The sequence below is a fragment of the Blastocatellia bacterium genome (assembly GCA_025054955.1).
GTDB lineage: Bacteria > Acidobacteriota > Blastocatellia > HR10 > J050 > JANWZE01.
Genome location: JANWZE010000101.1, coordinates 35,217 through 48,232 on the forward strand (window position 1 = coordinate 35,217; position 13,016 = coordinate 48,232).

The following is a 13,016-nucleotide window of genomic DNA, read 5'->3' on the forward strand; positions in this document are numbered from 1 at the left end:
AGCCTCAAAACCACAATATGTAGTGATTTTTCTTGTTGACAATTCATCATGTTGTGGTATACACTGAGGCCACCGTTTAGAGAAAAGCGGGGCACCCGGCAGTCGAAACTGCTGAGGAAAAACAAAACGTTGAACAACAAGGAGCAATCATCAGGCGGTGAGAGAGGGGCGAGGTTTCTGGCGCGGACAACCGTGAGTGAAGCCCGGGGCGAAAATTCAACGTGGTGAGGTGAGAGGGCTTTGACGCAAACAAAACTCACAAGGGGAGACGAAGCGGATATGGAACGAATCAAGGAGCTGCAGCAGAATGCAGAGGTGATGGCGGGTGGTATTCAGGTGGAACGCTACTTTACCATTCCGGGGATTGATCCATTCGAGCAAGTTGAGTGGGAACGGCGCACCGCCCGTATTATGGGAAGCGGAGGCGCGGTCGTATTTGAGCAGCCGGATGTTGAGTTCCCGAAGTTTTGGTCTCAGCGAGCCACGGACATTGTTGCGCAGAAGTATTTTCGCGGGAAGCTCGGCAGTCCTGAGCGTGAATGGAGCGTCCGTCAGATGATTGGTCGGGTGGCCGATACCATCACCCGTTGGGGCATCGGTGATGGCTATTTTGATTCGCCTGACGATGCCGCCGCGTTTCGAGCGGAATTGACCTATTTGTTATTGCATCAGATGGCTGCTTTCAACAGCCCCGTTTGGTTCAATGTCGGGTTTGAAGAAAAGCCGCAGTGCTCAGCGTGTTTCATCCTTTCGATTGAAGATAACATGGAATCAATCCTGGAGTGGTATCGCAACGAAGGGATGATCTTTCGCGGCGGATCAGGTTCGGGCATCAACCTATCCAATCTGCGCTCATCTCAGGAGCAGCTCTCCAAAGGCGGCAAAGCGTCGGGGCCGGTCTCGTTCATGCGCGGGGCTGATGCCATTGCCGGCACGATTAAGTCTGGAGGAAAAACAAGACGGGCTGCTAAGATGGTAGTCCTCAACGTAGATCATCCTGACATCCTTGAATTCATCTGGTGCAAGGCCAAGGAAGAGCGCAAAGCATACGCATTGGGCGAGGCTGGCTATGATATGTCCTCGTTGGATTCGGATGCCTGGATTTCGATCCAGTATCAGAATGCCAACAACTCAGTGCGCGTCAGCGATGAATTCATGCGGGCGGTGCTCGAGGACAGAGATTGGCACTTACGGGCGGTGACCACCGGTGAGATCGTTGCTACGCACAAGGCGCGTGAGCTGATGCGACAAATCGCCGAAGCGGCCTGGGAATGCGGCGATCCAGGCATGCAATACGATACGACAATCAACGAGTGGCATACCTGCCCCAATAGCGGGCGCATCAATGCGAGCAATCCGTGTTCCGAATACATGCACCTGGATAATTCAGCGTGCAATCTGGCGAGCTTGAACTTGATGAAGTTTTATGACACGGCCACAGGCCAGTTTGACATCGCTGCGTTCCGACATGCAGTGGACATCATCATCACTGCGCAAGAAATCATCGTGGGCAATTCCAGCTATCCGACGGAACGAATCACGATGAATGCCAAAGCCTATCGTCAATTAGGCATCGGCTATGCCAATCTGGGCGCGCTGCTGATGGCGCGAGGCCTGCCGTATGATTCCGATGAGGGCCGCGCCTATGCGGCGACGATTACAGCATTGCTGACCGGCGAAGCTTATGCCATGTCGGCGCGAATCGCTGAGAAGATCGGCCCATTTGCCGGCTATGCCATCAATCGTGAACCGATGCTGCGCGTCATCCGCAAGCACCGCGAGAGCGTGGAGAAAATTGACAACAAGCTGGTGCCGGATGAACTGTTGCAGGCTGCCCGCCAAGCATGGGATGAGGCGCTCATGCGCGGCGAGCTGTTCGGTTATCGCAATGCGCAAGCCAGTGTGTTAGCGCCGACGGGCACCATCGCGTTTCTCATGGATTGCGATACGACAGGCATCGAACCTGATATTGCACTGGTCAAGTATAAGAAATTGGTTGGCGGCGGTCAGATCAAGATGATTAACCACACTGTGCCTGTGGCGCTGCGCCGGCTTGCCTATAGCGAAGAGCAGATCGCGGAGATCATGGCCTACCTCGATGAACACGGCACGATCGAAGGCGCGCCACACTTGCGACCGGAGCACTTGCCCGTGTTCGATTGCGCGTTTCGCCCGGCCAATGGGACGCGCTCCATTCATTACATGGGTCATATTCGCATGATGGGCGCCGTGCAGCCGTTTATTAGCGGCGCCATCTCCAAGACCTGTAACTTGCCTCACGACATCACACCGGAGCAAGTCGCCGAAGTCTACATCGAAGGCTGGAAGCACGGCCTCAAAGCGCTGGCGATCTATCGGGACGGTTCCAAGCGGATTCAGCCGTTGACTACGAGCAAGGAGAAAACCAGTCAGAAGCAAGCAGAGGCAGCAACGCCGGCGGCTGATGCGGAGCGGTTGGCAACGATGCCCGCCAAGGTGGCCGAGCCGGTTCGCCGCCGCTTGCCGGATACGCGGCGCGCGATCACCCATCACTTCACCATTCACAGTCAGGATGGCTCCACCCATGACGGATACATCACCGTTGGCATGTACGAAGATGGTTCTCCCGGCGAAATCTTCGTCACGGTGGCTAAAGAAGGCAGCACCATTTCGGGTTTGATGGATGCGTTTGCCACGGCCATTTCTATTGCGTTGCAATACGGCGTGCCGCTGGAAGCCTTGGTGAAAAAATTCAGTCACATGCGGTTTGAGCCATCAGGGGTCACGACGAATCCAGAAGTGCGTGTTGCCAAATCGCTGGTTGATTACATCTTTCGCTGGCTCGCTTCGCAGTTCCTTGACGTGCAATCACAAGAGCAGCTCGGCGTCATGACGGCGGCTGTGCGCGCGAAACTGAGCCAAGAGTCGAATGGTCACCCACCACCAACAGAACCGTTGGCCTCGGCTGCTGTAGCGCCGAAGACAACATTCATCAGTCAAGCGGACGCGCCGCCATGTCCTGATTGCGGGCAGATCATGGTGCGCAATGGGTCATGCTATAGGTGTCACAACTGCGGCAGCACGAGCGGCTGTTCTTAGAGCGGATCGTGAATGAGTTTACTCTGGGCGTGCACCGCCCGCAGCGTGCAAGAGCCCGCAAGATGTGGCGGCCCCCAGCTAAAGGCAATTGAAATCGCTCTAGAGCCGGTTTGGAGCGGTTGTAGAGCGGCGTTCGGCTGGTTTTAAGCCGGCTTTAGAGCGGTTGTAGAGTAGCTTCAGAGCGGTTTGCTCGCCCGTTTGACCGATGGCGTATCTCAGTGCTCACAGATTGGACGCATCTGGATCGCCGCTCACTCTGTGCACTCCAGTGGGTTTTGTGTGCTAGCGTGTCTCAGTGCTCAGATTGAACAGGATTGAACAGGCAGAGGCTGCGCCTGTCGGTTCAACGCACATGAATCTGGCACTAGCTGGTGTTGCTGAACGCCGATTCTGGTGTGGGCTTCATGCAAAGTGGCTTGCCATCTGAGTAGTTGCGCGGGCTTGCCATTGAGCTGCCAGGCTGCGCGGGATTGCAAAGTGATTTTCAGGTGAGGGACGAGGGCAAGCGGCAGTCGGTGACCGGTTGCTCAGGCAGTTGCGCTGAGTGGCTGGTCATCGGCGCGCCGGCGTAATCAAAGCGCCCAGCTTTCTGAGACTAACCAATGCCCCGTCGTCTTTTATTTGCTGCGTACTGATGTGATCAATTTATTTGCTGCGCATTGACGTGATCAAAGCGCCCAGCTTTCTCAAGCGTTCATCAAGGTCCTCATAGCCACGCTCGATATGCTCAACGCCGGAGAGGATGGTTTCTCCTTGCGCTGTCAGCGCCGCTTGCACCAGCGTGGCTCCGGCGCGGACGTCTTTTACTTCCGCTCGAATGCCGTGCAGTAGCGTCGGCCCGTGAATGCGCGCAGCGTGTTGATAGTCCGGGCGATTATCTTCCCAGTTGAAGTTGTAAAATGCCTCTGGTTGCTCGACCGGCGGGTTGAACAACTCGATATTCGCACCCATTTCTCGAAGCTCTTGAACATAGCCGAATCGCTGCTCGAACACCGTTTCATGGATCACGCTTGTGCCGTGAGCTTGCGTCATCAATGTGGTCAGCAGCGGCTGCCAATCGGTCATGAAACCCGGATAGGGAGCAGTCACCACATTGGTCGGGCGGAGCGGGCCTTGATACCAGACATGCAACGATGAACGCCCTACGTCCATTCCTGCACCGATTCGCTCCAGTTGTTCGAGGAAGGCTCCCAGATATTCAGGTTGCACGCGATCAATCCACACATCGCCTTGAGTGGCCAGCGTCATGCAAGCGAACGAGACAACCTCGTTGCGATCTGACATCACTTGGTGATCCGCCCCTTGCAGCTCATCAACCCCATCAATCACGATGGTTCTAGGCTCGGCGCGACGAATCTGAGCGCCCATTTTGTTGAGCATGGCGATCAGATCATCAACCTCCGGTTCCTGTGCAGCATTCTCAAGGATCGTTTGGCCTGGCACCCTGACGGCGACCAAAATCAGCGTCTCAGTGCCGGTGTGTGTGTTTTTCGGAAACCGATAGCGCGCTGCTTTCAGGTGGCCGCCGCGCACCGTGATCTGGTTGCGATGCTGATCAATCTCTGCGCCCATTGCCAGCAGGCCGGCAAGATGACGATCCAGAGGACGTTTGCCGATTGGATCGCCGCCCGGCAACGGCAGCGTCACATGTTCACAACGAGCAATGAGCGGTCCGATGAACATGAAAGAGGCGCGCGACTGTTTGGCCAGTTCCGATGGGATCGTACAATGTGTGAGGCCGCGAGGATCAATGCGAAGCGTGTGACGATCAAGACGCTCGACGCGACCTCCCAGCAACTCGATCATCGTCGCCGCCAGATGGACGTCACCAACATCTGGCACATTGCTTAGCGTCGTTTGTTGCCGTCCGAGCAGCGCGGCAATCATGAGCTTAAAGGCCACGTTCTTAGCGCCGCTGATTGTCACGCGGCCCCGCAGCGGCTGCCCGCCTTGGATGATCCACCGGTTCACGACCACTCTCCCAGATAACGGATCTCTTCTTCCAGCGTGATGCCGAAGCGACGTTCAACTTCAGCTTTAGCTAGATCAATCAGCGCTTTGATGTCGGCTGCCCGGGCGCCGCCCAGATTGACGATGAAATTGGCGTGCATCTCTGAAATTTTCGCCCTGCCGATCTGGTGCCCTTTCAATCCGCATTGCTCGATCAATCGTCCGGCGAAATCGCCCGGCGGATTCTTAAACACTGACCCAGCGCTCGCTCCGGGCGGTTGGTTTTTGCGCTGAACCAGCAGCTCATTCATGGTGCGTTCGATATTGGCTCGCTCATCAGGTCGGCCTCGCAGCCAGGCCGTAAGCACAATCTCGCCTGACTCCTTCAAGCGGCTATGGCGATAGGAAAATGCTAAGTCAGAGGGGGCCAGCTCATATTCTTGTCCATCGGTTCCCAGCACGCGAACTCTTTCTAGCACAGTTTCGATCCAGCACTGACGTGTGCCGGCGTTGCCGGCTACGGCCGCGCCAACCGTTCCTGGAATGCCGATCAGGAATTCGAGTCCTCCAACCTGTTGCTCAGCCGCGCGCCTGGCCAGCACCGCCAGATTCGTACCCGAATCGGTTTCAACAAGACAGCCCGCATGAAACACGATGCGCTCAGCCCGATTCACGATGACCAGTCCTCGAATGCCTTTGTCAGCAACGAGCGCATTAGCGCCAAAGCCGATCACCGTTACCGGTTGATGATGCGCGTATGCCAACCGCAACGCTCCAACCAGCTCACCCGTTGTTCGGGCAACCACGAATAGATCGGCTGGGCCGCCCGTTTTCCAATTGCAGTGTCGGGCTAACGGTTCATGAACGCGGATACGATCTGGGCCGAACCGGTTGGCCAGTTCCTGCCGAAGCGCTGACAGAGCGGGCGTCATCTGAGCAACTCTTCCAACTGAATCGAGCCAGCCGTTTTCGCGTCGCGGTATTTGATGATGACCGGCGTGTAGAGCGACAATCCCCACTCGCGCCCGCGCCCTTTGCTGATGGCACGCGAGCCCGGCACCACAACGGCGTTAGCAGGGATTTCCAGTGGCGCCTCGTCCGTTTTGCGATAGACGGCCTCACGGACCATGTCATACACCGGCGTGGAACCTGTCAAGATCGTGCCGGCACCGAGAATCGCGCCCTGGCGCACAATCGCGCCTTCATAGACGCCGCAATTGCCGCCGATCAGCACATCATCTTCGATGATGACAGGCATTGAACCAACCGGCTCCAACACACCGCCGATTTGCGCGCCGGCGCTCAGGTGTACCCGCTTGCCAATTTGCGCGCACGAGCCGACCAGCGCGTGCGAGTCAATCATCGTGCCGTCGTCCACATACGCGCCGACGTTGATATACATCGGCGGCATGCAAACCACGCCGCGTCCGACATAACAACCATCGCGGATGGCCGACCCGCCCGGCACAATGCGGACGCCATCTTCGATACGAATTCGCTTCAGCGGATAGGTGCTCTTGTCGAAGAACGGAAACTTGTCATTAACGGAGACGTCCTGAATGACACCGATGCGAAAGCCGAGCAGGATGCCTTTCTTCACCCACTGGTTTACAACCCACCGGTCGCCCTGCTTGACGGCGGCGCGGACAGTACCCTCATTGAGGTTCCGTTTCAACTCATCGAAAACGTCGAAATACTCCTGACCATACTGATCCGGCTCGGCAGCGAATAGCTCTTCGATGCGTTGCTGTAAGTCCATCATCAGTCTACCCGGTTGCTGAAGGTTGCCCAGTGGCCTGTAGTAAGCCGGTGGCCAACAACACCTGCCGCACTCTCTCTCTGTTTTCCGGCTTCAGTGGCACAAGGGGCAGCCGGTAATGTTCTTCGATCAAGCCCATCATGCTGAGCGCCGCTTTGACTGGTATCGGATTCGACTCGATGAAATTCACCTGCATCAGCGCCCACAATCGCCGATTCAACTGCCTGGCTTCTTCAAATCGGCCTTCCAGGCACAGGCGAGTGAGCTTGGTCATCTCGGCCGGCGCTTCGTTGGACGCAACCGAAATGACGCCAACGCCGCCTAGTGCCACAATCGGCAGCGTCAGCGCATCATCACCGGAGAACACTTTGAAGTCGTGAGGGAGTCGGTTCAGGATTTCGGCAATTTGTAGCACGTTACCCGAAGCCTCTTTCACGCCGATGATGTTGGCAATACCGGCGAGCCGCGCCAACGTGTTCGGTTCGATATTGCTGCCCGTGCGACCGGGGACGTTATACACAATGATCGGCAAAGCGACGGCATCCGCGATGGCGCGATAATGTGCAACCAGTCCATCGGGCGTCGGCTTGTTGTAGTACGGCGACACAGAGAGCAATCCATCTACGCCAAGTTGTTCGCAGCCTTTGGCCAGCTCGATGACGCGCTGCGTGTTGTTGCCACCAGCGCCGGCTATGACCGGCACACGCCCGGCAGCCTGTTGCACAACGATTTGAACCACGCGCCAATGTTCTTCAGCCGATAGCGTGGCTGCTTCGCCAGTGCTGCCGCAGGGCACAAGGAAATCAATTCCGTGGCTAATCTGATACTCAACCAACCGCTTCAGAGCCGGTTCGTCAATGCCACCATCTGATGTGAATGGCGTGACGAGCGCCGTCCCGCACCCGGTCATCGAACGAAGGTCTTTCATCATTGCCTCCCAATCGTTGCTGACTGGCCGACATTATAAATGATTCATTGCAGTTCTTCCACGATGTGACTGAATTCATAGAAGCCTTTCTTTCCGACGATCCACCGAGCAGCCAGGAGCGCCCCATCGGCAAAACCTTCTCGAGTGCGCGCCACATGTCTCAGCATGATCGTCTCGACCTCTGAATCAAAACTGACCGCGTGAGTGCCCGGTATGTAGCCAGCTCTGACGCTGGTGATGGGCACTGACCGCCCCGGATACCACGCTTCAAGCAGCCGCCCAAGCGTCACGGCAGTTCCCGAAGGAGCGTCTTTCTTAAATTTGTGGTGCGCTTCTTCAATGAACGGATCAAACCCGCCAAATCGGTGAAATAAACGACCAGCCTGCTCGATCAGCTTGAAAAAGAGATTCATGCCAATCGAGAAGTTCGGTCCGTACACCAATCCAATGCCATGCGTGCAGACGATCTGCTTCACTTCGTCCAAATGCTCGTACCAGCCAGTTGTGCCGACGACCATGTTGACTCCCGCAGCAGCCACACGCCGTATGTTCTCCACCACGGCACCAGGCGTAGAAAAATCAATAGCCACATCCACGCCCGACAGGTTCTCCGGCGTCACCCCTTGGAACTGATCGTTGTTAGTTGCATCCAGAACGAGCGAAACCGTGATCGCTTGACTGATCGCTCGTTGCTCAATGAGCTTGCCCATCCTACCGTAGCCGAGAAGCGCGATGTTCATTTCCCTCTCCTTCTGCTGCTGGTCTTCTTCAATAAAACAATGCTGGGTCTGGGTTCTGAAACAACAACTCGTGTAATCGCTTCAATGCTGTTTCGAGGTTTGCTTCGTGCACAATCAGCGCCAAGCTATGCTCAGACGCGCCCTGCGAGATCAGATCGAAGCGCATGTCGTTGAGAGCCTGGAATACGTCGGCAACAATCCCCGGCCGCTGCTTGAGGCGCTCGCCAACCAAACAGACAATGGCGTGATTGTGTGTCACCATTGTTTGAGCTGCATGCCGTAGCTGGTTAATCAATGCTTGCGTCATCTCTGAGGAATCAACAGCCAGCGCCACACGCAGCTCAGAGATCGCAGCGATGTAGGCAAAAAGCCCTGCGCGTTCCAGCGCGTCAAACACCAACTTGAAGAACCGCAGCCGCGGTAGCGAACCGTTGGAGATGATCGTCACGAGCGAGATCGGCTTTTTGTAGGCGAGCGATTTGACGGGCGTTCGTGCCGGTGGCGCTTCCAACGCAATGACAGTGCCGGGCGCGTCGGGCTGCTTGGAATTGTAGATGTGCACGGGAATGGCTTTCTCGTGAGCAGGGAAAAGCGTCTTGGGATGAAGCACCTTGGCGCCAAAGTGGGTCAGTTCTTTGGCCTCGGCAAACGAAAGGATTTTGACTGTGCGCGCTTCGGGCAGCAAGGCCGGATCGGCTGTCATGATGCCGTTGACGTCCGTCCAGATTTGAATGTCTTGCGCATCGAGCGCTGCGCCAATAATCGCTGCCGTATAATCGGATCCTTCAAAACCGAGCGTGGTGGTGATGCCGTCAATGGTTGAGCCAATGTAACCTTGCGTCACGGGAATCTGCCCGGCTTCCAGACATGGTCGCAGCGCGTGAACGATTTTCGGATTCGCCATGTCAAAGAGTGGTCGCGCCCGCGTGTGGTCGTCGTCGGTAATGATGAACTGACGCGCATCGAGCCATCGAGCATTAACACCGGCGCGCCGCAGCGCTTCGACCAGGATTTTTGACGAGATCAGTTCACCATAAGCAGCAATGCGGTCGCGCCCGCGCGGAGTGAACTCACGTAGAATGGCCAGCCCACTGAGCAGCCGCTCAATCTCGTTGAAGTAGCCGTCTACCTCTGATTCCACCGCCGTTGCCCGCAGCCCGCGAATAACTTCCATGTGGTATGCCTTCAGCTCTTCCAGTTGTGTTGTGCCTGCCGCCAGATCGCCGCCAGCAGCCAGCTCAGCAGCCCGCAGAAGCTTCCTCGTTGTCTTGCTCATTGCCGACACGACGATGACGGGATGCTGCGGTAGATAGCCACGAATAATGTTCACGACGCGCTCAATTGATGGTGCATCGGCAACAGAACTGCCACCAAATTTCATCACGATCATAGCGTTCCTCCGGTCAGAACCAACTCCGAAGCCCTCTTTGATGGAAATTCCAAATCCGAATACCGAAATCCGAAACAAGCTGAAACGTCAAAATCTCAATGTTCCAAACACTGCCACTCCTTGTTTCACATTGGAGAGTTTGGTCATTGGAATTTGTTTCGGATTTCGGATTTCGTGCTTCGGATTTCCTCGCAGGGGCTTGGGATTTTCCTTCATTGTAACAACCCCTTCGCCAGTCGCACATAAAGAGCAACGGCTTCGGTCAGTTCTTGCTTGGAGACCTTTTCGTGATCAGTATGCGCATCCAGGATCGAGCCGGGGCCGAGTAAGTAGGGCTGCCCCAGATTGGTGAGCCACGGCACATCGGTTGTAAACGAGACGACACATGTCTCAAACTCGTCGGCACTCCTGAGAAACACCGGCGGCGTTTCGGAGCGAATCTGCACATCAGCCCGACCTTGCACAACAGCGAGCAGCTCAGCTTTGAGCGCCGCCGCATCCTCGACCAAACGAAACATCAACCAAGCATGAGCCTCGTCAGCAATCACATTCGGCGCGATGCCGCCGGCTATCATACCGATGTTGAAATTCGTCTCGCCAAGCAGATCATGGCGCGGCAGCGGCATACGACGTATGTCATTCAACACATCGAGCAGCTTCTCAATCGCCGACTCGCCCATCTGCGGATAGGCAGAATGCGCCGCCCGTCCACGTGTCGTAATCTGCACGCGCATCGAGCCTTTGGAGGCGATAGCCAGTTTATTGCCGGTCGGCTCGCCGTTGATCAGGAAGGCGCTGCCAAGCTCAAGTTGATTAGCCAGCTTGGCTCCGTCGCTGTCGCCTTCTTCGCCGACGACAAAGAGCAGCCCGATGTCTTCAATGCCCTGTTGGCGCAATTCTGCCGCTGCATGAATCTGCGCAGCGATGATGCCTTTGGCGTCGCACGCTCCACGACCATAAATGTTCACGTCATCTTCATGAGACGCTATGAACGGCGGCACGGTGTCAAGGTGAGTGGAAAAAATCAACCGCGGCGACTGCACAAAAGCATAGACATTGAACCGGTCAAGTTGGACTTCTTGCCGCCTCACGCGGTAGCCATGTTCCGCCAGATAGGCTTCCAAAAATACGCCGATGGCCAGCTCATGGCCTGTTACAGATTCAATGTCAATCAAGTGTCGCGTCAAATGAAACAGGTCCATACGCATCGGTCAGTCTTTCCGCGTTCCTTGAAATTCAATGACCAGGCCGTGGCCGCGCGGATAGAGGCCGGGCAGAGCCACTGGCAACTTACCGCTAATCGGAATTTCTCTGAATAAGGCTCGCGCGACAGCCACCTGTGAGTAAATAGACTCTCTCGCGTCGCCAAACGCACACAAGTAAGTAGGAATGGTGGGAGCATCGAGCAAGAGATAAGGACTGCCAAACGAAATGACAATCAGGGGGCGTTCGCTCTCTGCAAGCTGGCGCAACAGCGTGGCGCCGACCGCCGGCAACGTCGCCGTCGCCCCATCCAGTTGCGGACGAATGAAGAGCGAGACAATCACCAGCTCAGCCCCGCGCGCAACATTGACAATCGTCGGCACACGCTCGACGGGTGTCGTGGTGTCCAGCACAATGCGATCCACCTGCCTGATCTTCCTCTGTAATTCGGCAGTGAGCATGCGTCCAATGCTCTGGCGCTCTGACGCGTTGGTGTCCGTGTTTGTGACCACGATGTGAAAAATAGAACGTAGTGTCGCCGCTTGCAGCGGGACTAAGCCGCGATCGTTGCGCACCAGTGTAATGGATTTGCGGGCGATAGTGTGAGCGATTTGCTGCAATTCACTGCGGGCAATGAAACTGTCCAATATGTCAATGCCAGCGAATCGCTGATAGGGTAATCCCAAACGCATTTTGGCTGTCAGAATCCGGCGCACCGATTGGTCAATCTGTTCCTGTTTGATTTCACCCTGACGAACGGCATCCATAACAGCGCGGATGGCCTCATCCGTGTTGACCGGCATTACAATCACATCAACGCCAGCCTTGATCGCTTGAATGACCGCGCTCGCTCCTTTGAAAGAAGCGAGGCTGCCATGCTGAAGTGAATCGGTCAGGAGCAATCCATCAAACTTCATGCCGCGGCGCAACACATCCGACACCACAACGGCGGAGAGCGAAGCCGGCAATGAACCGGCAGTCGAGCCTGCTGACAACGGCGTCGGGTCAACGCTAGGAACAGCAATATGACCCACCATGACGCCACCAACGCCTTCAGCAATGGCAGAACGAAACGGCACAAATTCGGCCGCCTCCAGTTGATCGCGGGCCGCTCCCAACGTCATGAATCCGCCGCTGGTCGGCACGCTCGCACGCGCATAACCGGGAAAGAATTTGGCCACTGCCATCACGCCATACCTCTGTGCGCCACGAACGAAAGCGGCAACATACTGAGCGACCTGCGCCGGATCGTCGCCATACGAACGCACATTGATGGAGTCAGTAGGCTCATAGTGGACGGCCTCGGCCACCGGAGCCAGCAACATGTTGACGCCCAGCACGCGCGCTTCCTGCGCCACGGCTTCCGCTTGCTGTTGAGCCAGTATTGGGTCTCCTGTCGCGCCAACGGCCATGTTCCAAGGAAAGTTCGTTGCACCACGCAGCACCATGCCCGTTCCCGCTTCAACTTCGGCGGCCACAAACAGCGGATAGCGGGACAACTCTTGCAGGCGGTCCACCAACACCGCCGCTTCGTACACTTCGCCAGGCTGCAAGATAATCCCGCCAACGCGCTGCTCTAGCACGCGCTGGCGCAGCTCTTTGAACCCCTCACTCTCTATGTTCAAAAAACTCGTCGGCACGCTGATCATGAACATCTGCCCGACTTTTTCTTCCAAGCGCATCTTCTTGAAGCGCTCGTCAATCCATTGCTGTTCATCCGAAGTGAGCCGACGCTGATAGCGATACTCTTCAACCTTAATCTGCGCGTGGAATGAGGCAGCGCCCAGAGCCGCCACACCTAAGGCCCATGCGAGCAAGAAAATTCCTATGTGAACCAGACGACATACTAAACTCCTCATGACATCATCACCTCCGGCAAACCTGGGGCATAGATATTAGCCTAGCCACTCGTGCATGTAAAACATCCGTAGGAAAGATGTAAAAAGCGGAAGAAAAATGTCCTCGCGC

At 56.2% G+C, this 13,016-nt stretch carries 9 protein-coding genes; 1 reads left to right on the plus strand and 8 read right to left on the minus strand.

Going from position 1 to position 13,016, the window contains the following annotated elements; genetic code table 11:
- Positions 1–279 precede the first annotated feature (279 nt).
- Positions 280–3,078, plus strand: a complete 2,799-nt coding sequence (locus NZ823_12625) for a vitamin B12-dependent ribonucleotide reductase (GenBank protein ID MCS6805967.1) — start codon at positions 280–282, stop codon at positions 3,076–3,078.
- A gap of 645 nt (positions 3,079–3,723) precedes the next feature.
- Here NZ823_12625 and murA read toward each other — a convergent pair.
- The 8 genes from murA to NZ823_12665 all read right to left on the minus strand — a co-directional run bounded on the left by murA (position 3,724) and on the right by NZ823_12665 (position 12,907).
- Complete coding sequence (gene murA, locus NZ823_12630; protein MCS6805968.1) at positions 3,724–5,049, minus strand: UDP-N-acetylglucosamine 1-carboxyvinyltransferase; 1,326 nt, start codon at positions 5,047–5,049, stop codon at positions 3,724–3,726.
- Positions 5,046–5,960 carry a UDP-N-acetylmuramate dehydrogenase gene (murB, locus tag NZ823_12635; GenBank protein ID MCS6805969.1) on the minus strand — a complete coding sequence of 305 codons (915 nt, stop codon included), beginning with the start codon at positions 5,958–5,960 and terminating at the stop codon, positions 5,046–5,048. Before murB ends, murA begins: the two co-directional genes overlap by 4 nt.
- Positions 5,957–6,790: a 2,3,4,5-tetrahydropyridine-2,6-dicarboxylate N-succinyltransferase gene (locus tag NZ823_12640; protein MCS6805970.1), complete on the minus strand. Its 834-nt coding sequence runs from the start codon at positions 6,788–6,790 to the stop codon at positions 5,957–5,959. Before NZ823_12640 ends, murB begins: the two co-directional genes overlap by 4 nt.
- 4 nt (positions 6,791–6,794) lie before the next feature.
- On the minus strand, positions 6,795–7,715 hold the full coding sequence (dapA, locus tag NZ823_12645) for a 4-hydroxy-tetrahydrodipicolinate synthase (protein ID MCS6805971.1): 921 nt from the start codon (positions 7,713–7,715) through the stop codon (positions 6,795–6,797).
- Between the two features lie 44 nt (positions 7,716–7,759).
- Positions 7,760–8,455: a dihydrodipicolinate reductase gene (locus NZ823_12650; protein ID MCS6805972.1), complete on the minus strand. Its 696-nt coding sequence runs from the start codon at positions 8,453–8,455 to the stop codon at positions 7,760–7,762.
- A 28-nt stretch (positions 8,456–8,483) separates the two neighbouring features.
- Positions 8,484–9,845, minus strand: a complete 1,362-nt coding sequence (locus tag NZ823_12655; protein MCS6805973.1) for an aspartate kinase — start codon at positions 9,843–9,845, stop codon at positions 8,484–8,486.
- Between the two features lie 212 nt (positions 9,846–10,057).
- Positions 10,058–11,053 (minus strand): M20/M25/M40 family metallo-hydrolase, encoded by a 996-nt coding sequence (locus tag NZ823_12660; protein ID MCS6805974.1) that lies wholly within the window; start codon positions 11,051–11,053, stop codon positions 10,058–10,060.
- A gap of 3 nt (positions 11,054–11,056) precedes the next feature.
- Positions 11,057–12,907 carry a hypothetical protein gene (locus tag NZ823_12665; GenBank protein ID MCS6805975.1) on the minus strand — a complete coding sequence of 617 codons (1,851 nt, stop codon included), beginning with the start codon at positions 12,905–12,907 and terminating at the stop codon, positions 11,057–11,059.
- Between the last annotated feature and the right edge of the window lie 109 nt (positions 12,908–13,016).

What these genes read in the sequence shown, in the direction of transcription:
- NZ823_12625 (MCS6805967.1), top strand. Translation starts at nt 280, where the DNA reads ATGGAACGAATCAAGGAGCTGCAGCAGAATGCAGAGGTGATGGCGGGT.
- murB (MCS6805969.1), bottom strand. Translation starts at nt 5,960, where the DNA reads ATGACGCCCGCTCTGTCAGCGCTTCGGCAGGAACTGGCCAACCGGTTC.
- NZ823_12640 (MCS6805970.1), bottom strand. Translation starts at nt 6,790, where the DNA reads ATGATGGACTTACAGCAACGCATCGAAGAGCTATTCGCTGCCGAGCCG.
- dapA (MCS6805971.1), bottom strand. Translation starts at nt 7,715, where the DNA reads ATGAAAGACCTTCGTTCGATGACCGGGTGCGGGACGGCGCTCGTCACG.
- NZ823_12650 (MCS6805972.1), bottom strand. Translation starts at nt 8,455, where the DNA reads ATGAACATCGCGCTTCTCGGCTACGGTAGGATGGGCAAGCTCATTGAG.
- NZ823_12655 (MCS6805973.1), bottom strand. Translation starts at nt 9,845, where the DNA reads ATGATCGTGATGAAATTTGGTGGCAGTTCTGTTGCCGATGCACCATCA.
- NZ823_12660 (MCS6805974.1), bottom strand. Translation starts at nt 11,053, where the DNA reads ATGCGTATGGACCTGTTTCATTTGACGCGACACTTGATTGACATTGAA.
- NZ823_12665 (MCS6805975.1), bottom strand. Translation starts at nt 12,907, where the DNA reads ATGAGGAGTTTAGTATGTCGTCTGGTTCACATAGGAATTTTCTTGCTC.